The sequence below is a fragment of the Pseudomonas sp. MPB23 genome, assembly GCF_046605395.1.
Lineage (GTDB): Bacteria > Pseudomonadota > Gammaproteobacteria > Pseudomonadales > Pseudomonadaceae > Aquipseudomonas.
The window spans coordinates 2,540,621-2,566,335 of sequence record NZ_CP176771.1; the positions used below are offsets into that span (position 1 = coordinate 2,540,621).

Annotated in this window: 17 protein-coding genes and 5 pseudogenes; 10 read left to right on the top strand and 12 right to left on the bottom strand. The window is 55.5% G+C overall.

The genetic code is table 11. The features are described from left to right. Nucleotides 1–19 precede the first annotated feature (19 nt). Nucleotides 20–1,282, top strand: coding sequence for a beta-ketoacyl synthase N-terminal-like domain-containing protein (locus tag ACLH0J_RS11830; RefSeq protein WP_314690996.1), 1,263 nt, complete (start codon nt 20–22; stop codon nt 1,280–1,282). A gap of 165 nt (nt 1,283–1,447) precedes the next feature. Next, complete coding sequence (locus ACLH0J_RS11835; RefSeq protein ID WP_314690993.1) at nt 1,448–2,782, top strand: MFS transporter; 1,335 nt, start codon at nt 1,448–1,450, stop codon at nt 2,780–2,782. Nucleotides 2,783–2,876: 94 nt separating this feature from the next. On the opposite strand, the pseudogene ACLH0J_RS11840 reads toward ACLH0J_RS11835, so the two are convergent. The 9 genes and pseudogenes from ACLH0J_RS11840 to ACLH0J_RS11880 all read right to left on the bottom strand — a co-directional run. Further along, nucleotides 2,877–3,270: pseudogene (locus ACLH0J_RS11840) on the bottom strand (transposase); the annotation flags it as partial. Nucleotides 3,271–3,401: 131 nt separating this feature from the next. Further along, nucleotides 3,402–4,133, bottom strand: coding sequence for a group II intron maturase-specific domain-containing protein (locus tag ACLH0J_RS11845; RefSeq protein WP_314690991.1), 732 nt, complete (start codon nt 4,131–4,133; stop codon nt 3,402–3,404). Further along, nucleotides 4,114–5,358: a recombinase family protein gene (locus ACLH0J_RS11850; protein WP_314691112.1), complete on the bottom strand. Its 1,245-nt coding sequence runs from the start codon at nt 5,356–5,358 to the stop codon at nt 4,114–4,116. The genes ACLH0J_RS11845 and ACLH0J_RS11850 overlap by 20 nt, the downstream gene beginning before the upstream one ends. Nucleotides 5,359–5,379: 21 nt before the next feature. Further along, nucleotides 5,380–5,826 (bottom strand): annotated as a pseudogene (locus ACLH0J_RS11855) (recombinase family protein); the annotation flags it as partial. Between the two features lie 294 nt (nt 5,827–6,120). Next, nucleotides 6,121–6,573 carry a reverse transcriptase domain-containing protein gene (locus tag ACLH0J_RS11860; RefSeq protein WP_411392104.1) on the bottom strand — a complete coding sequence of 151 codons (453 nt, stop codon included), beginning with the start codon at nt 6,571–6,573 and terminating at the stop codon, nt 6,121–6,123. Beyond that, nucleotides 6,515–6,856, bottom strand: a complete 342-nt coding sequence (locus ACLH0J_RS11865; protein ID WP_411392105.1) for a reverse transcriptase N-terminal domain-containing protein — start codon at nt 6,854–6,856, stop codon at nt 6,515–6,517. Before ACLH0J_RS11865 ends, ACLH0J_RS11860 begins: the two co-directional genes overlap by 59 nt. Nucleotides 6,857–7,545: 689 nt before the next feature. Next, the gene (istB, locus tag ACLH0J_RS11870; RefSeq protein ID WP_034000379.1) at nt 7,546–8,301 is read right to left on the bottom strand and encodes an IS21-like element ISPre4 family helper ATPase IstB; all 756 of its coding nucleotides are present in this window, start codon (nt 8,299–8,301) and stop codon (nt 7,546–7,548) included. Between the two features lie 20 nt (nt 8,302–8,321). Beyond that, nucleotides 8,322–9,836: an IS21 family transposase gene (istA, locus tag ACLH0J_RS11875; protein ID WP_346096478.1), complete on the bottom strand. Its 1,515-nt coding sequence runs from the start codon at nt 9,834–9,836 to the stop codon at nt 8,322–8,324. A gap of 338 nt (nt 9,837–10,174) precedes the next feature. Continuing rightward, entirely contained in the window at nt 10,175–11,086 is a 912-nt protein-coding gene (locus ACLH0J_RS11880) for a LysR family transcriptional regulator (RefSeq protein ID WP_314690988.1), read from the bottom strand. 125 nt (nt 11,087–11,211) lie between these two features. Between ACLH0J_RS11880 and ACLH0J_RS11885 the strand changes: the two genes are divergently transcribed. From ACLH0J_RS11885 to ACLH0J_RS11910, 6 genes are all read left to right on the top strand, one after another. Beyond that, entirely contained in the window at nt 11,212–11,901 is a 690-nt protein-coding gene (locus ACLH0J_RS11885; RefSeq protein ID WP_314690985.1) for an isochorismatase family protein, read from the top strand. A gap of 223 nt (nt 11,902–12,124) precedes the next feature. Then, nucleotides 12,125–13,102 (top strand): IS5 family transposase, encoded by a 978-nt coding sequence (locus tag ACLH0J_RS11890; RefSeq protein ID WP_314691110.1) that lies wholly within the window; start codon nt 12,125–12,127, stop codon nt 13,100–13,102. Between the two features lie 848 nt (nt 13,103–13,950). Beyond that, on the top strand, nt 13,951–15,444 hold the full coding sequence (locus tag ACLH0J_RS11895) for an NCS1 family nucleobase:cation symporter-1 (protein ID WP_314690983.1): 1,494 nt from the start codon (nt 13,951–13,953) through the stop codon (nt 15,442–15,444). A 476-nt stretch (nt 15,445–15,920) separates the two neighbouring features. After that, nucleotides 15,921–18,011 (top strand): hydantoinase/oxoprolinase family protein, encoded by a 2,091-nt coding sequence (locus ACLH0J_RS11900; protein ID WP_314690980.1) that lies wholly within the window; start codon nt 15,921–15,923, stop codon nt 18,009–18,011. Nucleotides 18,012–18,027: 16 nt separating this feature from the next. Further along, nucleotides 18,028–19,797, top strand: coding sequence for a hydantoinase B/oxoprolinase family protein (locus tag ACLH0J_RS11905; protein WP_019692273.1), 1,770 nt, complete (start codon nt 18,028–18,030; stop codon nt 19,795–19,797). Nucleotides 19,798–20,264: 467 nt separating this feature from the next. After that, on the top strand, nt 20,265–21,617 hold the full coding sequence (locus ACLH0J_RS11910) for an OprD family outer membrane porin (protein ID WP_411392106.1): 1,353 nt from the start codon (nt 20,265–20,267) through the stop codon (nt 21,615–21,617). An 82-nt stretch (nt 21,618–21,699) separates the two neighbouring features. On the opposite strand, the pseudogene ACLH0J_RS11915 reads toward ACLH0J_RS11910, so the two are convergent. Both ACLH0J_RS11915 and ACLH0J_RS11920 read right to left on the bottom strand, forming a co-directional pair. After that, nucleotides 21,700–21,845: pseudogene (locus tag ACLH0J_RS11915) on the bottom strand (IS30 family transposase); the annotation flags it as partial. Nucleotides 21,846–21,881: 36 nt separating this feature from the next. Then, nucleotides 21,882–22,499: pseudogene (locus tag ACLH0J_RS11920) on the bottom strand (LysR family transcriptional regulator); the annotation flags it as partial. A 488-nt stretch (nt 22,500–22,987) separates the two neighbouring features. On the opposite strand from ACLH0J_RS11920, the gene ACLH0J_RS11925 reads away from it, so the two are divergent. Then, nucleotides 22,988–24,022 (top strand): GlxA family transcriptional regulator, encoded by a 1,035-nt coding sequence (locus ACLH0J_RS11925; protein WP_314690973.1) that lies wholly within the window; start codon nt 22,988–22,990, stop codon nt 24,020–24,022. A gap of 58 nt (nt 24,023–24,080) precedes the next feature. On the opposite strand, the pseudogene ACLH0J_RS11930 reads toward ACLH0J_RS11925, so the two are convergent. Continuing rightward, nucleotides 24,081–24,376 (bottom strand): annotated as a pseudogene (locus tag ACLH0J_RS11930) (hypothetical protein). 245 nt (nt 24,377–24,621) lie between these two features. On the opposite strand from ACLH0J_RS11930, the gene ACLH0J_RS11935 reads away from it, so the two are divergent. After that, the gene (locus ACLH0J_RS11935) at nt 24,622–25,656 is read left to right on the top strand and encodes an IS110 family transposase (protein WP_314690970.1); all 1,035 of its coding nucleotides are present in this window, start codon (nt 24,622–24,624) and stop codon (nt 25,654–25,656) included. Nucleotides 25,657–25,715: the final 59 nt, after the last annotated feature.

Genomic DNA, 25,715 nt, shown 5'->3' on the forward strand with positions numbered 1-25,715 from the left:
AAGAGTAGGGAGTTATGTCTTGCAGATTGAAAAAACCTCCAGCCACAACACAGGGTTACGACGGGTCGTAGTGACCGGAATGGGTATCGTTTCCTGCCTGGGCAACTCTGCGGCAGACGTTTTGCAGGCGTTGCGCGAAGGGCGCTCGGGGATCGGTTTCAACCCGGCGTATGCACAAGCGGGCCTGCGCAGCCATGTCAGCGGCCTGCTGGACGTTGACCTGGAGCAGATCGACCGGCGCCAACGCCGCTTCATGGGCGATGCCGCCGCTTACGCCTACCTGGCGATGCGCGATGCGATTGCCGATGCCGGGCTGGAAGCCTCGCAGGTCTCGAACCCGCGAACCGGTTGTGTGATGGGTTCGGGGGGCGGTTCCAGCGAGGACATCGTTGAAGCCAATCATTTGCTTGGCCAGGGTATTCGCAAGGTTGGCCCTTACCGGGTACCTCGCACCATGACCAGCACGGTGTCGGCGTGCATGGCCAGTTTCTTTGCGATCAAGGGGCTCAACTATTCCATCGCTTCGGCGTGTGCCACCAGTGCCCATTGCATCGGGCACGCGTTCGAACAGATCCAGTTTGGCAAGCAGGATGTCGTGTTCGCCGGTGGGGCTGAGGCGGAGCATGTCAGCCAGAGCTGCATGTTCGACGCCATGGGGGCTTTTTCCACGCGCTACAACGATGTGCCGACCCAGGCCAGCCGTCCATACGATGTGACGCGTGATGGTTTCGTCATCAGCGGTGGCGGTGGCGTACTGGTTCTCGAAGAGCTTGGCCATGCGCTTGCCCGTGGCGCCAGGATCTACGCCGAAGTGATCGGCTATGGCACGGCATCCGATGGCCAGGACATGGTTTCCCCTAGCGGTGACGGCGCGTTTCGGGCAATGCAGGCGGCGCTGAGTACCTGTGCCGAATCGGTCGACTACCTAAATACCCATGGCACCAGCACCCAGGCTGGCGACCTGGTCGAACTGCGCGCTGCCGCGCAGGCCTTCGACGGCAGTTTGCCGGCGTTCAGCTCGACCAAGTCGCTGACCGGTCATGCGCTGGGCGCGGCGGGTGTGCATGAAGCCATTTACTCGCTGTTGATGATGCAACACGGCTTTCTGGCGGCCTCTCACAACATCGAGCAACTGGACCCTGAAGTCGAGGCATTGCCCATTATCCGCGATACGCGTTTTGACCAGTCGGTGGATTGCGTCATGAGTAACAGCTTTGGCTTTGGCGGGGCGAATGCCAGCCTGATTTTCAGCAAGCGTGCGCTCGGCTCGGCAGCGCGTTAGAGGTTTCGGTTCAGAACAGGGTCTGGATGAAAAGTGGAGAGCAGCCACTTTTCGTCATGACCCGAAGGCATTCACGGCCCGCGAGAGGCCGAACATGTCGCAGTCGCTTTTGGTTTAGTTTGCAACTGCCCATCGCTTGTTTGGACAACTGACAGTGAGGTGGATATGACAACTAATACGCATATGCCGCAGCAACCGGTGGCATTGAAGAAAGTGGTATGGGCGGCGTCCATCGGCAATTTTGTCGAATGGTTTGATTTCGCAATCTATGGCTTTCTCGCGGCCACGATCGCGCAAGTCTTTTTCCCCAGCGGCGACAGCACCACGGCGTTGCTCAAGACCTTTGCCGTGTTTGCCGTGGCGTTCGCCTTCCGTCCCCTGGGCGGCCTGGTGTTCGGGATGCTGGGGGACCGGCTGGGACGGCGGCGGGTATTGTCACTGACGATCCTGCTGATGGCGGGCGCGACCACCCTGATCGGCCTTTTACCCACGTACGCTAGCATTGGCCTGCTGGCCCCGGTGCTGTTGACCTTGATCCGTTGCGTCCAGGGTTTTTCCGCCGGGGGAGAGTATGCCGGCGCGTGCATCTACCTGATCGAACACGCACCCGCCAACAAGCGCGCCAGATACGGCAGTGCCGCGCTGGTGTCGACGTTTGCCTCCTTCGCCGCAGCAGCCATCGTCACCTATGCCCTCAACACCTTTCTGAGTGCCGAAGAGATGGCCAGTTATGGCTGGCGGCTGCCCTTTCTGATTGCCGCGCCGCTTGGCCTGGTGGGGTTGTACCTGCGCTGGCAGCTGGAAGAAACCCCTGCGTTCAAGGCCATCGCGGCAACCGAGCGCGCCGTCCATGTGCCGTTGAAGGAAACCCTGCGTCAGCAGGCGGGCGCCATGGGGTGTCTGGGGGCGTTCATCTCGTTGACGGCGTTGTCGTTTTATATCTGCACCACTTACTTCGTCACCTATCTACAACTCCAGGGTGGCCTGGAACGCCCGACTGCGTTGCTTGTTTCAGTACTCACACTGATATTTGCAGCCGCATTTTGTCCGTTCGCCGGCGCCTACTCCGATCGTGTCGGTCGCCGCTGCACTATGCTGACCGCTGCCGTATGGCTGCTGGTGACGATCTATCCGGCCTTTCTGCTCGCCGGTTCAGGGCTGTTTTTGCCGGCCCTGGCGGGTGCGCTGCTGCTGGCGGTCGGAGCGGTCCTGTGCGGTGTGGTTACTGCCGTACTGCTGTCGGAAGTGTTTCCTACCCGTACCCGTTACACGGCCTCGGCCATCACTTACAACATGGCCTATACGATATTTGGCGGGACGGCACCGTTCATGGCGACCTGGTTGATCGAGCAATCCGGTAACTCGATGGCGCCTGCTTTCTACCTGGCCGGTGTAGCGATCTTCGCCTTGGCCGGTGGTCTTACTCTGCCTGAAACCTCTGGGGGCTCACTTGAAGTGAACACTCCGCAGCCACAGCACCGATTCAACCCATTGGCCTGAGCTGCAAATGATCGAAGAGCTTGGGAAATATAACTCAGGAGGCGCTGAACAGTTCACCGGTTCGCGCCCTTGCACCATTTTCAAACCAACATCATCAACCCGCCGGCCTTATTTTGCTTTTCCCAACCCGGTTTAGCCCCTCTAAGAACAACTGCACCGTGTACTTTTCCAGTCCACGGTACCGAATCTTGCGATGATTGAAACGCACCTTGAGCACCTGAAACGTTTGCTCCAACTTGGAACGAGCCAGGCGTTGGCGTATTCGATCCTGTGCTTGACTTGGTATGGCACGCTGCTTTTGCCGTGAGGCCGGTAACTGCTCGGCCACGCAGCAATCGACCAGATGATTTCCCGATTAGTATGCTCCACTCGTTTGGCCGCACCGATGTAACCGTATCGCTTGGGACGTACGTTTCTCCACCGTGTAACGCGACTCGGGTGACATGAGCCATGTTGGCCGCAGCCCCGACTAGGCTATGTACCAATCCGACGCTGCGTTCACACCAATGTCGGGTAGCAACAGCGCATTGCTGCGCTGCCGCCCCCTAAGTACCGGACGTGAGAGTCACCCCTCATCCGGCTCAAGCCATTTGTCAGCACCATGTTTGGGCACCGGGCATCAATCTGAAACGGTCGCGGTGCGACGGCGAGCGAAGTAAGACATCCACGCTGAATCAAACGGATTCGCCTTGCCACGTATCTTGACATGACGAACGATTGGAATCGTTGCGGTACGAAAGAGCCGCAGTCGTTGGGTTAGCCCGTTGACCTTGGTTTTCGCTGCAAATACCCATGTCCGATTTCCCTCTGCGTGGAAATACTTTTGCCTTACCCAGCCCGTGCCTTTTGAGGGATGTCGGCGCAATGCCCATCTCCATAAGAGGCGCCAAACTTGAGCATCTATCGATGTAAAGCGGGATTTGGACACTACGTGCCGGTGGTACATACCCCAGCCCCGAATCACAGGATTGAGCTGTAAAATCAGGTTGGCTTGAGTAGCTGTCCAGTTTTTCTTCACAATTCCTCTAACCTTTTCCAGGAGTGCTTTTTCGCTCTTGGCAGCCGGTTTGATGAGCAATTTACCGCCATGCTTGCGCACGTTTTGCCCGAGGAAATCGAAACCCTCATCAATGTGGGTGACTCTGGTTTTCTCTTCCGAGAGTTCCAGCCCCCGGACGGCCATGAATTGCTTGATCGCCGGGAGAACGTTGTTTTCGAGAATTTCCTTCGACACCCCTGTCACAACGAAATCATCCGCATATCTGTTGACGTTGACCTTGCACTTTCTGCGCGCTCGCACCATCGGGGCCACGCTTGCATCTACTGTCGCTTCAAGTCCGTCCAGCGTCATGTTCGCGATTACGGGCGAGATTACGCCGCGTACGATCTTGCATACTTTTTTCTCTGACGTCTGATCCAGTCGAACTCTCGCTGGCGTTGAACCGGGGATCCAGATCAACCCGAAACACGACCAAAATCTCGTCCTTGTGAATTTCGACGCGTTTGACCAGGCCGCGGATGATCTCGCGTTTCGTTACGAAATCGACAGTGTCCAATCGGTCATGGACAGCAGCGGCAAACTCTTCGAGACGATTAATTACGAGAAACAGCTCGCGTTGACCCACCTGATGGCACCGTGACGCCTGTATCTGCTGATCTATCTGTTCCAGGCGGTTCTTCAAGTGCCGCATCTTTGGATCAAAGTCCGTTTTGTCGATCATACCCTCGGCATAACTATCGATGAGCCGCGACTTGCCTTTATCCAGCTGCAGTCGTTGTCGTTCCAGTGCTGCAGTATCAGGATTTGTTTTTTCTTTTTCTTCGAGGGCACCCAGCCGGCGTTCATATTCACTCTTTAGCCTTACAGGGTGGGCAAGCAGTTCAACAACCTGCTGCCACACCAGTTCATCGAGCCGGTCCGTTCGTATTTGCTGATTGTCACAGACGCGTTCGCCACCAAAGCGGCAGGCATCGGTTCCAATGCAACGATAATAGGCATAGTCCCGACGTTGGCCTTTGGCCGCTGCCTTGCTGACCTTTTTACCGTAATAGGCGTAGTGACAATGGCCGCAAACGGTCAAGCCTTGAAGCAGGTAAACAGCACCATGATGGCGCTGACGAGTCGCTCTGCGATTCTCAGCAAGTTGCTCTTGAACCGACTGAAACAACCCTTCGCTGACGATCGCTGGTACGGGTATCTCGATCCACTGACTCGGATCCGTACGTACGGTTGAATAGCCCTTCTTGGGCACATCGGCACTGTGGCGTTGTGGGCGTATGCGGGGCAAACAATCACGCGCCTGTGTTTTGCCGAAAGCGGCCCGGCCCATGTAGGCTGGATTTTGCAATATTCCCCACACGACACTGCGGTCCCAGCACGGCTTACCTGAAGCCGTGACGGTGCCTGTTGCGGCTAGGCGCCGCACCACCTCGCCGATGCTCAGTCGCTCCATCCCGATCCACTGAAATATGGCTCTGACCGTCGCCGCTTGTGGCAAATCGATAACGTACTGTGCGGGTGCTCCATCAAGCTGCCTGCGAATGTAGCGATAACCGTAGGGCGCAGTCGACAGCACATTGATGCTGCCGCGTTTGGCCCCGTGAAGCTTGCCGCGACGATGACGCTCCATAATTTTGGCCCGTTCGTACTCCGCGATCATGCCCTGCATCTGCAGCAGCAACGACTCCTCCGGCGTGACGCCAATGGCATGATTGAGGAACACAACCTGCACGCCACACGCCAATAGCTCTTCCATCAGCAATGCCTGGTGAGCATATTTTCGCGACAGTCAGTCTGGGGAGAGGACGTAGAGACGATCTACCAGGCCAAGTGCAGCGCGGTCTCTGAGCCGCTCCAATTGTGGACGAATCAGCGTCGCGCCGCTGACGCCTGCGTCGACAAAGCGCATGTCCTCAGCAACGTGGGCACCATCGGCCACGATCCGCTCTGTCAACGCGGCAATCTGGCTTTCAATCGTGCCGCGTTTAGCCTGTTGGTCAGAGGATACGCGGGCATAGAACGCCACCATCACGGCCTGACTCATTGCTCACCTCGCTTCGCACTACGATGCTTTTTCACAGAGGGCTGGGATTGTGACAATTCTGATGAAGCCCGCGTTTCTGTTGGCTTAAGCTGCTCGTAGACCCTCTCGAGCTGTTCACGAGAGAATCGATTTGGCTCAAAAGCCAGACGAATACGCCAGATCCGCGGTTTTCGGCTCATGACTGAAGTCTCCCGTCAGTGGGGGCGATGACCTCAATGACGAGAACAGTCTCGACATTGGGGCATCCCGCATGCCTCGGGGAAAAACTCTCCCTGGCAATGCGCAGCCCCCATTTTATCCGAGAGTTTGCTCTGTTGTTGCCGGCGTTATCACTGCGCCTTGGGGAGTTCCAGCTTCCGTCGCAAACAGAGTTCCTTTTTCGATAAATCCAGCTTGAAGCCATTGGCGCAGGATCGCCTTGTCCATCGGTATATTCTGGAGTATCCAGTCGTGACTGAAGTTATCTAAACAGCCCCGAATGTCTCCTTCCAGAACCCATGCTGGCGACATGCGTTTCGCCAGCGTGGTGAAGCAATATTCAATGGCATCAGCGGTCGAGCGGTTAGGCCGAAATCCATAGGAATTCGGGTCAGCCAAGCTCTCTGAAATGGGTTCCAGAGCGAGCTTCCATAGCGCCTGCATTGATCTGCAGAGCATTCGGGGGATTCCCAGCGGACGCTTCTTGCCATTACTCTTCGGAATGTAGATACGCCGAAGCGGCAGCGCGTGGTAGCTGCGATGCCTCATCGACTCCATTCCATTTGGCCGCCGGGCCCAACCAGATTTTCCCATCGACGCCCGGCGTTCTCTTGCCGCGATTTTCCGTCACTCGCTTCACGGCCAACATCTTGCCGCTATGCGAGCGGGTCAGCAATCGTTGCAAGGCGCTAACCTTGCCCCATCTGCCTTCCATTGTTGCCTTGGCGATACGCACTTGGAGTCGTTTCACCTCTTCCTTGATGCGCGGCCAGTCTGCCTGGAGCCACATCTTTTCAGCGTGCGAAGGCGCACCAGCATCGAATGCCGTCATCTGCTTTCCTTCATATAACGATTTGCCAAATTCTCTCGCCACAAATGACCATGCGGAAGTCTGCTCGTTTTCACGCCCGACGATGTTTCAGCCGGTATCCACTCCGTTACAGAACGGCATTCGCTTTCTCCTCACTCCTATACCCGCAGCACCAACAGCGTTCCTTACAGTCCGCCTGCCGTTACCGGCAGCACTACGGGCTTACCCTGTTCCGAATGAATTTCAGAACGAGTCGGACCCTTCCTATTCGCCGGCGGTGTTTTGTCCACGATGGCCCAGCTCACAGAGGCCATACCTTACCGCGTACCGTTTTGGTTCAAGCCTATCAGCACCTTTGGCTTGTAAATGATGACGACGTTTATCAGAAGTTCACATACGTTGGTCGTATTCGTTCATCCCTAGCCCCTCACCGCGTTTGTGCTCGCAGCTTCTGCTTACCCTCACGGGTTGGCGTACCGAATAGATCGGCGGTTACATTGTCCCCAGAGCTTCACACCGAGCTGTTACCGGCTCTGCATGTCTGGGTAGGGAACGGTTGATGGAACAACCGGTTTTGTCAAAATGCGGATTCCACGACACTTGGACACTCAGCCCACGATCATTTGGACACTCGTTCCATGCTCACTTGGACACCTGATCCACGTCCACTTGGACAGGCAGTCGGAGCGCAGCGACGCAGGTTTGCATTGTTAGTCTGAAGTCTCTGTCGCCGTCAATTTCGTTGCGCGTCTGCGCATCGATTCGCCCTTCAGTTCGATCCGATAAGCGTTGTGCACCAGCCGGTCGAGGATCGCATCGCCCAAGGTCGGGTCGCCGATCAGCGCATGCCATTTGTCCACCGGCATCTGGCTGGTGACCAGCGTCGAGCGGTTGCCGTAGCGGTCGTCCAGCAGTTCAAGCATGTCGCGCCGCTGCGCAGCGGTAAACGGCGCCAAGCCCCAGTCGTCCAGGATCAGCAGGTCGGTCTTGGCATAGCCGGCCATGAGTTTGGCGAAACGGCCGTCGCCGTGAGCCAGGCCCAGCTCCTCCATCAAGCGCGGCAAGCGCAGGTAGCGCACGCTGTAACCGTCGCGGCAGGCCTTGTGAGCCAGCGCGCAGGCGAGCCAGGTTTTGCCTACGCCCGTTGGGCCGCCGATGATCAGGTTCAGGCCGTCGCGCAGCCATTGGCCGCTGCCCAGTTGCAGGATCAGGGACTTGTCCAGGCCGCGTGGGCTGCGGTAATCGATGTCTTCCAGGCAGGCGTTATGGCGCAGTCGTGCCAGTTTCAGGCGGCTGCTCAGACGCGTGTTTTCACGTTCGGTCAGCTCGCGGTCGACCATCAGGCCGAGGCGTTCGTCGAAGCTCAGATCATTGATATCGGGCGTGGCGTGTTGCTCGCTCAGCGCCTTGATCATGCCGTGCAGGCGCAGGGTTTGCAGCTTGTCGAGTGTCGGGTTGGGCAGCATTTTGGTGCTCCTTTTTCAGGTCAGTGGTAGTAGCCAGGGCCGCGCAGGTTGATGTGTTCGTCGGGCAGTAGCGGCAGGTTTTGCTGGGACAGCGGTAGCTTTTCCAGCCCTTGGCGCAGGATCGATTCAAGGCTTTTGTAGCTGCACGCGCCCAGTGCCAGCGCTCGCTGGCAAGCGGCTTCCAGCCGCTCTTCGCCGTGCTGCTTGCTCAGGCGCAGGATGCCCAGGCAGGCGCGGAAGCCGTGCTGAGGATGGATTCGGCGCTCAAGGATGTAGGCGATAACGCCAGCGGTGTTAGGCCCGGTCTGCTCGGCCCAGCGGATCAGCCGTTGCGGTGTCCATTCGGCGTGCTCCCGGTGGCTCTTGGGCATGTGCTCGGTTTGGGTGGTGTGGCGGCCTTTGTGCAGCGAGCGCAGGTGACTGGCCACCCGCTGGTTGGCGTGGAAGCACTCGACGGTCTTAGCGGTTAGCCGCACTTCGAGTTGGTGCTTCACCAGCTGGTACGGCACCGAGTAGTAATGGCCCTCGACCTCGACGTGATAGTCGATGTGCACCCGCGCCTTTTTCCATTCGGCGTAGACATACGGATGTTCTGGTAGCGGTTGCAGTGCGGGTTGGTCGATGGTCTCGAAGGCCGAGCGGCGTGAGCCGGGCAGCTTCTTGAAGGGCTTTTGATTGAGGCGTTCGAGCAGCAGGCTGATTGCCGTGTTGAGTTCTCCGAGCGAGAAGAACTGGCGGTTGCGCAGCACTGCCAGGATCCAGCGCTCGACCACTTGCACACCCACTTCAACCTTGGCTTTGTCCTTGGGTTTACGCGAACGCGCGGGCAGTACGGCTACGCCGTAATGCTCGGCGAGATCGCGGTAACTGGGGTTGATGCCCGGCTCGTAGCGATGCGCCTTGGTGACGCCACTGCGCAGATTATCGGGCACCAGGATCTGCGATGTGCCGCCGAAAAAAGCAAAACAGCGGGCGTGCGAGCCCAGCCAGTCGGGCAGTTTCTGCGACCAGGTGGCCTCGGCAAAGGTGTAGCTGGACGCGCCGAGGACGGCGACGAAGATCTGGGCCTGACGGATTTCACCGGTCTGTCGGTCGATGATGGGCGCGGTCTGTCCGGCGTAATCGACGAACAGCTTTTCGCCGGCACGGTGCTCCTGGCGCATGACAACGTCGACCTTGGCGGCCCAGAGGCGGTAGTGCTCGCAGAACCAGCTGTATTGGAAGCCTTGCGGGTGAGCGAGTCGATATTCCTGCCAGAGTAGGGCCAAAGTGACGCCGGGGCAGCGTAACTCGGCATGCGCCCAAGACCAGTCAGGCATCGGACGTTGATCGCTGGGAACTGTTGGTGCTGGAGGGAACAGGCATCGCTCCAGTTCGGCATCCGATAACAATGTCGGCCAACTCAGCCCGCAAGCGTTGAAACGGTGCAAGTAATTGCCCGCACTGCCGCTACTGATGCGCAGGCTGGCGGCGATCTTGCGCACGGACAGGCCAGCGTCGAACTTTAGACGTAGTACCTCTCGGATTTTACGCATGGATATACGCTCCACGATGACCTCTTCGCTTCGAGAAAAGAGGTCGATGGTAGTGAATAATCCTGCGTTGCTGCCTGCCTGAGCATGGATCGGATCAGTGGAACATCACTGTCCAAGTGCTTGTGGAATCAGTGTCCAAGTGGCCGTGGAATGAGTGTCCAAGTCAGCGTGGACTGGGTGTCCAAGTGCGCATGGAATCCCCAGTCAAAACAGACTTGTTAAGCAAAACAGAAATTCAAGCGACATTCAGGTCGCACATGGGCTTTCATGCCGACGTGCGACTAATTACCTTTTTAAGCCTGAATCCATGCCTGGTTTGCATGGCGCCGATCTGGTCCTCAGAGATGTCCTTGAGGGGCAAGTTCACGCAAGAGCTTCTTGAATAGGCGCGCTGTCGGATTTTCGTAATCCTGGCTCCAGGCCGCTATGGTTTCGATCGTGGCGTTTTTGCTATTCAAGGGGACTATTGCCACGCCCTCGCGCTTTATCTTGAAGGCGCATTCTGAATAGATCGACACCCCCATGTTGGCGGCGACCAGTCCAAAAATACCGATACTGGTGGTCGCTTCCTGAATGATATTCGGACTGAAGCCGTTCGCATGGCAGAGGTGGAATGTTTGCTCGCGAAACAGGCTCCAGCCACTTTCCGCGCCGAAAATAAAGCGCTCCTCTTTAAGCTGCTCGACTTTGATGTGTTTGTGTTTGGCCAGAGGGTGTCGTGCTGGAAGAATGACGACCATTTTCTCCAATGCAATCCGATGAGTTTCAATTCCGGGAATAGTCAACGGCCCCAGCAGGAAACCAATGTCGATCAGGCTGTCCTTGATGGCTTTGTATTGGTCTTGTGACGGCATATAAACCAATTCGACCGTGACGTCCGGGTGTAACTCCTTGAACTGTTCAAGAATCGAGGGCAGCACGCCATTGATAGCAAAGTCGTTGTAAGCCACCGAGATGTGGCCGATGTCACCGGCTGCTGCACTCCTGGCCAGATAAACCGCGCGGTCTATATGCCGCAACGCTTGGCGACACTCCTGCAGAAATAAACGCCCTGACTCTGTCAGGGCGACTTGCCGAGTGGTACGCACCAATAATTCTGCGCCCAGTTCTTCCTCCAGCCCCTTGATTAATCGGCTTAACGCCGGTTGGGTGATGAAAAGCGAGTCCGCTGCACGCTTGAAATGCAGTGACTCGGCAACCGCCATAAAGGCTTTCATCTGCTTCAGATCGAACCGGGCATTGTTGCTCATAATGGTATCAATTATCCGAAAATATGAATTAGCAATTATTAATTATGGAGATTATCGTTAGTTCAAGGTTAACGCAAACCCCTCGAACCACCTCGGTACCCTGAACTCATCTGGAGATACTTACTATGTCGCAAGACCTGATGGAGATGCTCAACCGCGCCTTTGAAGAATCGACCAAGCTCTATAAGGAGCGTGGCTTTCAACGGCGCATCGGTTTTGGCAAACGCCCTGCATTGATCAACGTCGACCTGGCTAACGCCTGGACTCGTCCGGGTAACCCTTTCACCTGCGAAAAGATTGATGATGAGATCATTCCGGGGGTGCAGCGCCTGATGAAGGAGTTTCGCGCCAACAAGTTTCCGATCGTGCACGTGACCACCTGCTACCAGAACACTGATCGAAATGATCCCAACACCGACATGGGCCAATGGCACAACAAAATCCCGGTGGATGTTGTGAATCAGAGCGATGAGAACCTCTGGGCCATCGACTCGCGAATTGCCCCTATCGACGGCGAATTCGTACTGGTGAAGAAGCGCGCCAGTTCGTTCAGCGGCACGTCGCTGGCCGGCTACCTGCGATCTGCCGGCGTGGATACTATCCTGGTCACCGGAGTGACCGCATCGGCGTGCGTGCGCACCACGCTGTGCGATGGTTTGGCTGAAGGCTTCCGTACCATCGCGGTGAAGGAGTGCATCGGTGACCGGGTACCGGGTGCGGTGGCCTGGAACCTGTTCGACATCGACGCCAAATTTGCCGATGTGGAAACTGTCAACACGTGCCTGGATTACCTGGCGACTGTCGGCCTGAAATAAAACGGTAGAAAGAAGTTGCTCATGTTCGTATGAGTGACGCACCACCCCAACCATGCCAAAGGTTGACTTTGGCATGGTTTTTTTGTACCTGGAAAATGCCAGGCAGCCGTGCACCGCGTCCTTCATGTGCTTAAGGAGGCGCTGCAAAAATCGCCAACCGTCCTCACCCTTGGCACACTGAGCACTTTCAACCAGCCCCCTCTCCGTGAGCCTTGTTACGCGCGTGCAGAAGACCTTCTCCGAACTCGAATACACCGGCAAGAAAAAGCAGACTCGCCGCGATCGCTTCTTGGCTGACCTCGAACAGCTGGTGCCCTGGGCACAACTGGAGGCGCAAGTGGTTCCGTTCTATAGCGACACCACTGGCAAGCGCGGGCGCCCTGCAATTGGGTTGTCGCGCATGCTGCGCATGTATGTCGTGCAGCAGTGTTTCGGTTTCTCCGATGAAGGTACCGAAGATACCGTCTACGATAGCCAGGCCATTCGTGGTTTTATCGGCATTGACCTGGGCCGTGAGTCGGCACCGGATGCCACCACCTTGCTACGATTTCGCCGCTTGCTGGAAACCCATCAGCTCACGCGAGTACTGTTTGAAACGATTAACCAGCATCTGGCCAGCCAGGGTCTGCTACTCAAGGAAGGCACCATAGTCGATGCCACCCTGATCGCCGCGCCGCCTTCGGTCAAGAACCGAGAAGGCAAGCGCGATCCTGCGATGCATCAAGCTAAAAAAGGCAATCAGTGGCACTTCGGGATGAAGGCTCACATTGGTGTCGACGCCACGTCAGGGCTGGTACACAGCTTGGTAGGGACGGCCGCCAACGTGGCGGATATCACCCAGGTCGACCAGTTGCTGCACGGTGCCGAAACCTATGTTTCGGGTGACGCTGGATACACCGGTGCGGCCAAGCGACCGGAGCATGCTGAACGGGACGTTATCTGGTCGATTGCAGCACGGCCAAGCAGTTACAAGCACCACGGTAAAGGCAGCTTGCTGTTCCGGGTCAAGCGCAAGATCGAATACGCCAAGGCGCAACTGCGTGCCAAGGTCGAGCACCCGTTCCAGGTGCTCAAGGTGCGTTTCAATCATCGCAAGATTCGGTACCGTGGACTGGAAAAGTACACGGTGCAGTTGTTCAGTCTATTTGGGTTGGCCAATCTGATGCTGGCCAAGCGGTATTTACAACGGGCGGCGGGATAAATCCGTCTGAAAGGCGAGGCTGGCCCGCAAATCAGCAAAATGAGGGCAGAAATCGGCCCCAGAAACGCAGAATAAGGTCGGCTGGTTGAAAAAAATGGCTTGGAATGGAGGACGGCGCGAACGGGTTAATTATTCAGCGTCTCCTTAATTTTGCGTCTGTTGTTTTACAGGGTGACTGACGACCGGTGTCCGATCGCTGGCCAGCCGAGCACCTGCACCTTCGATAGAAGCGCGTTGTTAAACGATTGAAATCACGCGGTTTATTTCTTGTCTGGCGAAGCTTGTACGGGCAGGCGTGGGTTATGCGCAGGGGGGGGGCACTGAAATGGAAGTCTGACGCCCTGAAACAGTACGGGTGAGTTGCACCACGGTTTGGCAAAAATATAAGAATAGCGTTAATGCGGTGCATAAACTAATGCAGGGAAATGCACGAATACACATGGAAAATGAATTAGAAGCCCACCCAAGATTGTTTTATTGTTTTCTCAGGGGCGGCATTGTATGGGTAAAAATATAATCGTGCTGTCAGCTTTTTTGAGGTGGCACCCGTTTTGCTGGATCTTGGCATTTTGATAGCTGAATCGTTATTTGAGCAAGTTTGAATAGTCAATGTTCGAGAATGCGGGAAAACTACTTAAATAACAGGGCAGAAAGCTGGGCGCACATTGACGGGGCGGGCTCATTAACTTTGCGCAGGTTCGACTATTCAACTGTCTAGCGCCTGATATTTCAAGCGGTTTGACCGACATCACAACAACCCACCATGAGCAAAATGTCCTCACGGTCAAACCGCTGCTTGAGGCGGCTTTACGACCGATTACCTAATAACAGTAAACAGTGGAGTGGCCATGCAACAGATTAAATCGCAAGTGACCGAACGGGACGGTTTGGTCGAGCTTGAAGCCGGAAGCGACGTCCTTGACAGCCCTCGTTACAATGACGACATAGCCCCGACCAAGGTCCACCAGCGCACCTGGAACCAGTGGCACATTGCTGCACTCTGGGTCGGTATGTCGATCTGCGTGCCGACCTATACGCTGGGAGGCGTACTCACTGGCCACTTTGGCCTTTCGGTGGGGGAGGCGCTCCTGGTGATTCTGCTGGCAAACATCATTGTGCTGATACCGCTGACCCTTAATGCTTTCGCCGGTACCAAGTACGGCATTCCATTCCCGGTGTTGCTGCGTTCTTCGTTCGGCATACTCGGCTCCAACCTGCCATGCCTGATCAGGGCCGTTGTGGCGTGCGGATGGTTCGGCATTCAGACGATGTTCGGCGGACAGGCCATTAACTTGTTTCTGGGCTCAATGTCCGACGGCTGGAAAAGTCTAGGCGGAACGGGCGAAGTCATCGGTTTCATGATTTTCTGGGCCCTGAACCTGTGGGTGGTGCTGCGCGGTGCCGAGTCGATCAAGCGGCTGGAAACCCTGTCGGCACCGCTATTGGTGCTGGTCGGTGCCGGGTTGCTGGTCTGGGCTATGCCGAACGTGTCGATTAGCGAACTGCTGTCCCAGCCACCGAAGCGCCCCGAAGGCGCCGGGCTGGCGAGTTACTTCTTCGCCGGCCTCACCGCGATGGTAGGCTTCTGGGCGGCGTTGTCGCTGAACATCCCGGATTTCAGTCGTTACGCCAAAAGCCAGAAAGACCAGATCGTCGGGCAGATCATCGGCCTGCCTTTGACCATGTTTATGTTCGCCTCGCTGGGCGTAGTGTTGACCGCTGCGTCTGCCTCACTGGTTGGCGAAACCGTCTCCGACCCGGTGAACCTGATCGGGCACATACAGAGCCCGGTCTGGGTGGCACTGGCCATGGCGATGATCATCATCGCCACGTTGTCGACCAATACCGCAGCCAATATTGTTTCACCAACCAATGATTTCCAGAACATCGCCCCGAAACTGATCGGCCGGACTCACGCGGTGATGCTAACCGGTGTGGTTGGCTTGGGAATGATGGCACACGAGCTGTTGAAAAAGCTGGGCCTGATTGTCTCGGACATCAGCCTCGATACGGTCTACTCGAACTGGCTGTTAGGGTATTCCAGTCTACTTGGGCCGATTGCGGGGATCATGATCGTTGACTACTTCCTGATCAAAAAGCAGAAGCTGGACCTGGCAGGGCTCTATCGTGATGATGTCTACCCGGCGTGGAACTCTGCGGGTTTCATTGCCTTCGCCGTGCCGGTGGTACTGACCCTACTGTCATTGAGCAGCCCGGCCTTCAGCTGGTTCTACGATTATGGCTGGTTCACAGGTTCGATTCTGGGCGCTTTGGTTTACTACGGACTGTGCACCTTTCGCGGTAGCCAAGCGACGCAGCCTGTCAAATCGCCTTCTAACTGAAACCGCGCGATACAGCCGTCGCTGACTATCTTCGTTGCTGAACTGCGCGCCGTGACATGGAAGTAGAGCGCCCCGTGATAGAGCGGGTGAGCCGCACTATCATCAGGCGTCGGCTGAAAAGGGCGTTAATTTAGTGCAAAAACTGATGCGGATTAATGTACGAATGCGGGTGAAAAATGTATTAGAAGTGTATCAACGATTGCTCTATTGTTTTTCTCAGGATCTGAAGTGTCGTGAGATAGAAACATAATTATGCGGTCAGGCCCGGAACGGCAGCTGTTTTGCGCGGCCTTGGTAAATGGCTTTTCGTGGGGTGAGCAAGCATTGTGATCTCATCGAGCAGCTGTCGAAGTTGAGAGTCGTTAAATATCAAGCTGTTGTTCGGGTATAAAAATTACAAATATAGATAATTAACTTGTGAGCAGGCTCGGGTGTTCAATTCGAGTTATCTCGCTTTAGCGCAGGAGAGTCACGAGATGGCACGCATTGGCGTAGACGTCGGTGGTACAAACACAGACTTGATTCTGGAAACCACAGAACAAGACTCAATCGGCAGGCATGTTTTTTCGCACAAGGTCCCTACGACGATTGAGGATCAATCGATCGCGGTCATGCGAGGGATTCTTGAGTTATGCGCCAAGGCCGGGATCAGCACCGATGAAGTTCAACTCATCGTGCACGGCACCACTGTAGCCACCAACATTTCGATTGAACATAACGGTGCCGACGTGGGCATGCTCACCACCAAGGGCTTTCGCGACATTCTGCACATTGGCCGACACAAGCGCCCCCACAACTTCTCCCTGCATTTCGATGTGCCTTGGCAAAGTGCTCCGCTGGTACGCCGGCGTAACCGCATTGCCATCAATGAGCGAGTACTCCCACCGCACGGCCAGGTCGAAACCGTACTGGATGAGGCAGAGGTTCGTCAGGCCGCGCTGACACTGAAGTCGCGGGGTATCGAGGCTGTCATCATCGGCTTCATGTATTCGTTCCTCAATCGCGAACATGAACTGCGCGCCAAGGCGATCGTCAAGGAGGTCATGCCTGAGGCATATGTATGCTGTTCATGCGAAGTGGTCGACGTGATGCGTGAATACGAGCGCTTCTCTACCACGGCGATGAACGCCTATGTGGGCCCTCGTACCTCACACTATCTGACGCATCTCTCGACTCAACTGCGTGATAACGGCATCAATGCGGAACTGCGCATCATGCAATCGAACGGCGGGGTGGCCACTGTCGAAAGCTGTTGCGAACGACCGGTCAGTATCCTCATGTCCGGCCCTGCGGGAGGGGTCATGGGAGGCCACTATTTCGCCGAACTCGATGGCGAGCGCAACATCATTACCGTCGATATCGGCGGCACTTCAGCCGATATTTCGACGCTGGTCGATGGCCAGATCAAGATCATGAATCCTCGTGATTCCTATGTCTCCGGTCACCCGGTGCTGGTGCCGATGATTGACTTGATCACTATCGGGGCCGGTGGCGGGTCAGTGGCCTTCATCGATGCGGCCGGCGGCTTTCAAGTCGGTCCGCGTTCGGCGGGGTCGAACCCGGGGCCAGCCTGTTACAACCGTGGTGGCCAGGAGCCGACCGTAACGGACGCCAATATCGTTTTGGGTCGTCTGGACCCCGATCAGATGCTGGGTGGCGACCTCAAGATCGATCCGCAGCTCTCTTTCAAGGCCATCGAGGACAATATTGCTAAACCATTGGGCATGAGTGTGCACCAGGCCGCGCTGGGTATTTTGAAGATCGTGAATAACAACATGGCGCTGGCGATCCGATCCAGCTCGGTGGCCCGCGGCATTGACCCCCGTGATTTTGTGCTGATGCCTTTCGGCGGCGCCGGCCCGGTGCATGGTCCGGCACTGGCCGATGAGGTCAATGCCAAGTCAGTGTTGATTCCACCCGCACCGGGTATTACCGCAGCGGCAGGTTTGCTGACCACCGATTTGCAATACGAAGCGTTGCGTTCGCTGCTTTTCAACCTTAACCAGGCCAACGACGCCAACATGCTGCGCCTTGAGCAGGCGTTGCTCGGCATGGAGGAGGAAATTCGCCAACAGCTGCGCAATGACGGCGTCAGCGAAGACAACATGCGGGTGAGCAAAATTGCCGAATGTCGTTACGATGGCCAAGGTTTCGAGTTACGTGCACAAGTGCCCGAAGGGCCCATCAACCGCGATGTCATTGAGCAGATCATGGCGGACTTCCATCGCGCCCATGAAAAGGACTATGGCTACTGTTTCGGCGATGCTGCCGTGGAGGTTGTCAGCCTGCGGGTGATCGGTAATTCGAAGTCGGAGAAGTTGGCCTGGCAGCCTTTGCAAGCCGCCCAGGATGGCGACAGCCAGAAAGCCTTCCTGTACGAGCGCCCAACTTATTTCGATAACGGCGAGATGTTACCGACGCCGCGTTATGACCGCAGCAAACTGCGTGCAGGGCAATACGTCGAAGGCCCGGCGATGCTGATGCAGCATGACTCAACTTCCTTGGTGCCGCCGGGGTGGGTAGGTCGAGTGACGCAGTACGGCAACTTGATTATTTCCCGCATTTAACCCGGAGGTTGATCACATGAATCAGCAAAAGGTCGATCCGATAACCCTGCAAGTTATCAACGGCGCCTTGAAGACCATTGCCGAAGAGATGGGACACGTGCTCTATAGAATGTCCTTTTCCTCGATCATCCGTGAGTCTCAGGACATGGGGGCCGGCTTGTTCGATACGCGCTTCCAGACGATCTGCGAGTCCGAATCCACGCCGATGCACATCGGCTCGATTCCGGCTTACTTGCGTGGTATCGAGAACACACTGCAAGGTGGTGCGTGGCATGAGGGAGACGTGGTCATCCACAACCACCCATACCATGGCTCAAGCCATAGCCCGGATCTGGCGATCATCATCCCTATTTTCTATGAAGGCGAACTGGTCGGCTTCTCCGGCAATACCGCGCACCACATCGATATCGGTGCCGCCACCCCCGGTCTGATCATCGATGTCGGTGACGTGTATGCCGAGGGGATGCTGATGGCCGGCCTGAAGTTCTATGAGAAGGGAGTGCGTAATGAAGCGCTCGTACAAATGTTCAAGTACAACAGCCGCGCGTCAACACAGCTGGTACGCGATATCGAAGCCCAGGTCGCTTCGGCACAGCTGGGGGTAAAACGCTTCAAGGAACTGTTGGAGCGTTACGGTAAAGACTTCTGCTTCAGCGCGGTCAATCAGTTGATCGATTACTCCGAAGCCATCATGCGCCAGAAGATTTCGGAGATTCCCGATGGCGAATACCGGGCCGAAGGTTACCTTGACGATGATGGTCGCAATCGTGATGAGCGCTTGCCAATAGTCGTGACGGTCAAGGTGCAGGGCGACTCGCTGATTGTCGACCTCACCGGTTCGGCCCCCCAGACGCCAACGGCCTACAACGTCCCTTTTGAAGGGTCATGCAAGGTGGCTGCCTATGCAGCTTTTCGCAAGATTCTGCTCGATGCCTATACGATGGAAAGTCCGGTGCCGTCGAACGAAGGGTCGTTCCGACCGATCAGTGTGGTTGCACCCGAAGGCTCGATCTTCAATCCGATCTTTCCGGCAGCGGCCGAGGCGCGCTTTACTCAATGCAATCGGATGATCGATCTGATCATCAAGGCATTGTCACCGGTTTTGCCAGAGCGAATCATCGCTGGCAGCTCGGCGTCGATTTCCTTCGCCGCCTACTCCGGGATAAAGCCTGATGGCGATTACTGGGTCTTTCTCGAGGTCAATGAAGGGGCGTATGGCGGTCGGCCAAAATCTGACGGTCCCGATGCGATCGATAACCTCATGGCCAACACTCGCAACAACCCCATTGAGGACCTGGGCATGCATTTGCCCATGATCTGCGATCGCTATGAGTTGCGCGATGACGTCATGCCCGGCGCCGGTAAATACCGTGGTGGCATTGGCGTGGTCAAGGCACAGCGGGTGTTGACGCCAGGTTTCATAACCCACGAAAGCGAACGTCATTACGATGTGCCATGGGGGATTTTCGGTGGTACTGACGGCGTTGTCGGCAAGACAGAAATCTACAATGCTGCGCGCCCTGGAGAGATCGTGCAGATGCCCTCCAAATTCTCAGGACATGCTTCACGCGCAGGCGACGTCATGGCGTATTACTCGCCCTGCGGCGGCGGCTATGGCAACCCGTTGGAGCGCAGTGCCGAACAGGTTCGCGAGGATGTGCTGGATGACTTCTGCACGATTGAACATGCACGTGACGTCTATGGGGTCATCCTCAATGAGCGCGTACAGCTAGACGTCCAGGCCACGATCGAGCGGCGTGCTCAGTTGCTCGCTCATTCAAGCTGACTGCCCGGCTTAAGGGAAGGCCAAGAGGATCGACGCGAAATGACTCTCGCCGATCCTGCGGACGAACAGGCATCTTTCGAAAATAAGTCGGGGGGCGCGCTGCTAGTGGCGACCCCGGCAACTGTTTCCTGGGCATTTAAGGATTAAGAAGAACGGCTACCCGGTCGAACGATGTCATCCAGATATAACGTGTACTTACACGCTCTCATAATAAAAAAATGCACTGAGTGCCGTCGTCCCAGACTGCCGTAACCCAGTGATTCAACTTTGCTTTCGTCAGTACTGCCCACTCATCCATATAACAATGTTTGTCCCGGGAGTAGCGATTAATGTCCAAGGCGCTCTTTATAAGCGCGCCTTCGATGTTGCGACTTTGAAGGGCAGCACCCTATCGAAGAAGAGCGGCAATGAATAGAGACAATACTGAACTCAACTTAAGCTTACGCCCACGGGATCTACTTATCGTCATGGCCATCGCCGTGCCTGGTTTCGCTTGGGCTGAAACATCAACTGTAGGGCAGGATGCGGACGTATTGAATACGGCGGCACTACAACCTGAAACCCTCGGCGAACCGGTACAACATCAAAGTCTGTCGCGGCTGAATGACGAACAAACTACATCGCAGAGTAGCGATGCCTCATCGGTGGCAGAAATATTCAGCAAGGGCAGTATTAACGGCAACTTTCGCACCATCTACTTCTCCGGACATAATGCCTTTTTTAACAAAGGGCTGACCCAGGATACATTGAGTTACGGCGGCAAACTGGGTTTCAAAACCGCCGCCTACGACGGCTTCAGCGCGGGCATCAGTGCTTATGTACAACGCGGAATCGCCCATTCCGATGATCCCGCCGAACGCGACCGAGACCTTGGGCCCAATATCACTGCATTGGGCGAAGCTTATCTTCAATGGGAGCACGACCAATTCAAGATCACCGCTGGCAACCAGGAGATCGATGTGCCCTACGCCTCAACGTATGACTGGCGCATGGCACCCCAGCTGTTCCAGGGCGTTTCAGTGCACTACGGCGATGACGCGAACTACCTTTCAGCGATGCGCATGTATCGCTTCAAGTCGTATATTGACAACTCGTTCAAGAAACAGACCACCTACAACGCTGGATTTGACGCTTTCTCAGGAATCGACGATGAGGAAACCGACGGATTTTGGGGAATCGGTGGCGCCCGCAGCCTGGACCTAGGTCCGGTACAGCTCAACGCCAAAGCCTGGCAGTTTGACTACGACGACTATGCCAGGATGACCTACCTGGAAGCGCAACTGAGCAAGCGCGAAGGCGATTTCAAGCCCTTTATCGGGACACAGATCGTTCGAGAAAACAATGAAGGTCGTGAATTGCTCAGTGAAGTGCATAGTAGGGTTTATGGTGTGCAATTGGGCGTAAAGCATAATTCTCTGACCACCAGCCTCGGCTACGACCGCATCGAGCCAGACAAAAACTCCTACCTCAATGGCGCGCTAGTAACGCCCTACGCTCATGGCGTCAGTTCAGGTCCGTTATTTGCCCAACCGTTCCTGACCACGACCCAAGACCTGGGGGCGGGGAATGCGTATGCATTCGATATCAATGGTGCCTTACGCGAAGACGTGTTCATTGGCGCACGCTACTCGTTCATGGACCTCAAACCCAGTGAAAGTGCAGCCAGCATCAATCAGTCGGAATACCTTGCGTTCGCCGTTTACAAGTTTGGCGGAAACCTCAAGGGCTGGAGCATCACTGAATTCATTGCCTTGCAAAACCAGCCAGGCCAGGAAAAAAATTACTGGCAAAACCGCCTTGCTATGGAATACGCCTTTTAGCGCCCGCCGTAGCCGACGTCAACTAAAGTTGATGACGCGCTGAGCCATTGATGGGCGGTTGCAGGAGTTGAGTGCAACCTGGTTATTGAATTGAAACAGTAGCCGCATGTTGCAAGTCCATCAGGTGAATGAACACCTTGATCGGAAACAACCAGTTAAATCGCTTGCGCGGTCGGATGTTCAGTAAATACGCAACTTATCCAACTCCTCTTGAGTGTACTTCGACAGGTAGATATCCCCATGTTGGCGGCGGCCGGCCTGAAGTATGCCGATACTGGTGGTCGCTTTCTGAATTATATTCGGCGTGAAGCCAAAGCGCAGGCAGAGTTGAAACGTCTGTTGGCGAAACAGACTCCAGCCGCTTTGTGCGCCGAAAATGAAACGCTCGTCTTTCAGCTGTTCGATGTTGATGCGCTTGTGTCTGGCAAAGGGATGCCGCACCGGAAGAATGACTACCACTTTTTTCTTGTGCCACGAGCGGTGATTCGATGCCGGTACGGAAATGGGGCCCAGCACGAAGCCTACGTCAATAAGGAAGTCCTTGATGGCGTTGTATTGCTCGTGGGATGGCATGTAGAGAAACTCTACTGTGACATCCGGGTGAAACTCCTTGAAACACTCAAGGGTGGGGGGGAATGCGCCATTGATCGCAAAGTCCTTGTAGTCGATCGAAATATAGCCGATATCGCCGGCGGCTGCGCAGAGGGCCAGATCTACACCTCGGTCGATATGATGAAAGACCTGATTGCATTCCTGCAGGAATAGACGGCCGACTTCCATCAACTCTACCTGCCGCGTGGTGCGCAAGAACAGCTCTGCACCCAGCTCATCCTCCAGTCCTTTAATTAAGCGGCTCAACGTAGGCTGTGTAATGAACAGCACGTCTGCCGCATGCTGAAATGCAGATGCTCGGCACCGCCACAAAGGCTTTCATCTGTTTGAGATCAACACGGCAATTATTATCAATTGTGGTATCAATTTAGTGCGATAATTAATTTTAACTAGTGGATCTCGAAGATTATCCTGAGTCCCAGAGCAAGGCAAACCCTATACGGCGATCCTTGTTGCTGGGGCCGCCGGAGAGACTCACTAATCAATAAGTTCTTTAAAAAAACAAAGCTGGGGGCGATGAAAAATAAGTTATTGAATTAACTGCTCAGGACACTAGTCGTCGATACTTAACAGCGTTCGATAGATTAGGGGTATTTTCGGAAGCACTGTCCGTCACGTTTTCGATGAAGTAGTCCCTGCGATATCTCACTGGTTGCTCGGGGCTAGGTGGAAATACTCCTTAAATGTTCCTTAATTTGTTCGGCGAGCCGTAGCCTAGATTCATTTAACCACTATATTTCAGCCTCCAAAGGGGAGTTATGCGATACGCATTTGAAAGCGTGCTTAAGAGCAAAAACATGGCTTATCGCTGTGGGGATGCCTTGCCTGCAATGAAAGGAGCCTCCGTACGGGTGGCTTTTATCCTGATGGACAATTTCTCAATGATGTCCTTCACCGGGGCAGTGGATGCATTGGTCACGGCTAATCTGATGAGCCAGAAACCGCTGTACGAGATACTGACGGTGGGTATGTCGGGGCGTCAGGTAGTGAGTGACCTGAGTATCGTCATTTCAGCGGACTGCGAACTGGATCAGCTGGAGAACAACCAGCAGATCGTTATTGTCGCGGGCGGTTTTCGCGTTCGACTGCAAGGTGAGCCACTGCTGCGACGCAAGCTTCGAACGGCAGCCTCATCGGGGGCGATCATGGGAGGGTTGTGGAACGGTGCTTTTTTCCTGGCGGAAGCGAATTTACTGGACGGATTCGAGTGTGCGTTTCATCCAGACGGCCGCGCTATGATGGCCGAGGCGTTTCCAAAAGTTAGCGTTTCCAGCCGTACTTACGTTTTTGATCGGGGTCGTATCAGCTGTGCCGGCGCAAACAGTTCACTACGGATGATGCTCGAGCTGATGAGGCAGACAGGCAAGCAGGAACTGGTTTGCGCAGTGGAGGAGGTGCTGCGGTGCGACGAGTCGGACAACGCATCAGACATATCGGTCATTGAAGTGGACTCAGACCCGACGTTGCCTCAGACGCTCAAGTCCGCGTTAGAGCTGATGCGCCAGAACATTGAGGAGCCATTGACGATCGATGAGCTCGCTACCTGCGTCAGAATTTCAAAGCGTCAGCTGGAACGATGGTTTTGTCGTTTCATGGGGGCTACACCGACCCGATACTATTTGGAGTTACGCCTGACGCGAGCGAGGCAGCTCATTCAGCAAAGTAATAGGCCTATTTCGGAAATTGCTATCGTCACCGGTTTCGTTAGCATTTCACATTTTCATCGGCGGTTTCGGGATTTTTTTGGTTTGGCGCCTGGAAGTCTTCGGGTAACTGGCGAACGTAAACACTGAACAAGAGCATGTCTATGCTGAGACAGATGAAGGCGGAAAAGTGGGACTGGGGAGCTGCCTAACCACCACTATTCGGGCGACCGAGCAGCAATTCTCGGTCCTTCCCTAATCGCTTCCAGCCAATAGAGTGGTGAGTCGATAGTAATTCCGGCTGGCGTCGGAATGGTGTTTCAGGCGCTGAGTGAGAAACCAGCGCACATGCTTGAGCTGCCAGGTCCAGGGATTGTCTAGCTGCCATCGTTGTTGAATGGCCGCTTGCATGATTCGGGCTTGCCGTAGGTGGCGTTGCTGCGTGACCTTCGAGCCGGTCAGTACGCCGCTCAGGAACAGCGCCATATCAAAGGGCATGGGCACGCTCGACCTCCAATGTAGGCCGAAACCACATCGATCCGGTTATGCCCGAGTTCAAGGCTGATCTGTTGCCGCGCCTGTTGATCAAGGCCGCGGTCAATACGATAGCAGTGGCCACCATTGATCGGTGCGGCATGGCCGTGAGCTGCTCGTACGTAAGCAATGGGATGGACGCCCCCGCCCATAATCGTATCGCTGTGCCAGAGTGAGCGGAGTCGCCATCCACTTGTGCAAAGGGGTAATTAGCCATGGAAATCAAAACCGTTGGTATCGACCTGGCCAAAAACGTGTTCCAGATCCATGGTATGAACGAGCGAGGCAAGCCCCTATTACGCAAGCAACTGAAGCGCGATCAGGTGACAGTATTTTTTGCCAACTTACCTCCCTGCTTGATCGGCATGGAAGCTTGTAGCAGTGCTCACTACTGGGCCCGCAAGCTCGAAACACTTGGCCATACCGTGCGACTCATGGCCCCGCAATTCGTCAAACCCTATGTCAAGAGCAACAAGAATGATGCAGCAGATGCCGAGGCTATCTGCGAGGCTGTAACTCGTCCAACGATGCGTTTTGTGCCGATTAAGAATGTTGAGCAGCAGTCTGTATTAGCCTTGCATCGTGCGCGTCAGGGATTCGTGAAGGCGCGTACAGCCCAGGCCAATCAGATCCGAGGGCTGCTTGCTGAGTTTGGTCTGATTGTGCCGCAAGGAATCGCCCACATTACTACGAGACTCCCGAGCGTAATCGAAGGCGCGGCTAATGAGCTGCCGGTCTCGTTCCGTCAGCTTATTGAGCGACTGATCGAGCACTTCAAGGCGCTGGATAACGAGGTTGAAGAGTTTGAAGCGCAAATCAAGGCGTGGCACCGGGCCAACGAGACCAGCCGCCAATTAGAAAGGATACCGGGCATTGGCCCGCTGACTGCCAGTGCGTTAGTCGCCTCTGTCGGCGATGCGAGGAACTTTAAAAACGGACGGCAATTGGCTGCCTGGTTAGGTCTCGTGCCTCGGCAGCACTCCAGTGGTGGAAGGTCAACGTTGCTAGGCATGAGCAAACGCGGAGACGCGTATCTACGAACCTTGATGATTCATGGCTCCCGCTCAGTGATCTATCGGGCCGGCCAGAAAAACGATCCCGATAGCTGGCTGGTCAAGCTAATCAAACGGCGCAATATCAATGTGGCTGCCGTGGCCTTGGCCAACAAGACGGCCAGGATCGTTTGGGCATTACTAACCCACAAAAGCGAGTACCAACCGGATTACCGGCATTCGTTGATAACTGCATAGACGAGTCGTCGGAGCTTCACCGAGGTAGATCACACCACCGATTGCACAAGCAATCACTT

Coding starts and splice junctions, on each gene's coding strand:
- ACLH0J_RS11835 (WP_314690993.1), top strand. CDS start 1,448: ATGACAACTAATACGCATATGCCGCAGCAACCGGTGGCATTGAAGAAA.
- ACLH0J_RS11845 (WP_314690991.1), bottom strand. CDS start 4,133: ATGACGCTGGACGGACTTGAAGCGACAGTAGATGCAAGCGTGGCCCCG.
- ACLH0J_RS11860 (WP_411392104.1), bottom strand. CDS start 6,573: ATGAGGCATCGCAGCTACCACGCGCTGCCGCTTCGGCGTATCTACATT.
- ACLH0J_RS11865 (WP_411392105.1), bottom strand. CDS start 6,856: ATGACGGCATTCGATGCTGGTGCGCCTTCGCACGCTGAAAAGATGTGG.
- istB (WP_034000379.1), bottom strand. CDS start 8,301: ATGCTGCCCAACCCGACACTCGACAAGCTGCAAACCCTGCGCCTGCAC.
- istA (WP_346096478.1), bottom strand. CDS start 9,836: ATGCGTAAAATCCGAGAGGTACTACGTCTAAAGTTCGACGCTGGCCTG.
- ACLH0J_RS11880 (WP_314690988.1), bottom strand. CDS start 11,086: ATGAGCAACAATGCCCGGTTCGATCTGAAGCAGATGAAAGCCTTTATG.
- ACLH0J_RS11885 (WP_314690985.1), top strand. CDS start 11,212: ATGTCGCAAGACCTGATGGAGATGCTCAACCGCGCCTTTGAAGAATCG.
- ACLH0J_RS11895 (WP_314690983.1), top strand. CDS start 13,951: ATGCAACAGATTAAATCGCAAGTGACCGAACGGGACGGTTTGGTCGAG.
- ACLH0J_RS11900 (WP_314690980.1), top strand. CDS start 15,921: ATGGCACGCATTGGCGTAGACGTCGGTGGTACAAACACAGACTTGATT.
- ACLH0J_RS11905 (WP_019692273.1), top strand. CDS start 18,028: ATGAATCAGCAAAAGGTCGATCCGATAACCCTGCAAGTTATCAACGGC.
- ACLH0J_RS11910 (WP_411392106.1), top strand. CDS start 20,265: ATGGCCATCGCCGTGCCTGGTTTCGCTTGGGCTGAAACATCAACTGTA.
- ACLH0J_RS11925 (WP_314690973.1), top strand. CDS start 22,988: ATGCGATACGCATTTGAAAGCGTGCTTAAGAGCAAAAACATGGCTTAT.
- ACLH0J_RS11935 (WP_314690970.1), top strand. CDS start 24,622: ATGGAAATCAAAACCGTTGGTATCGACCTGGCCAAAAACGTGTTCCAG.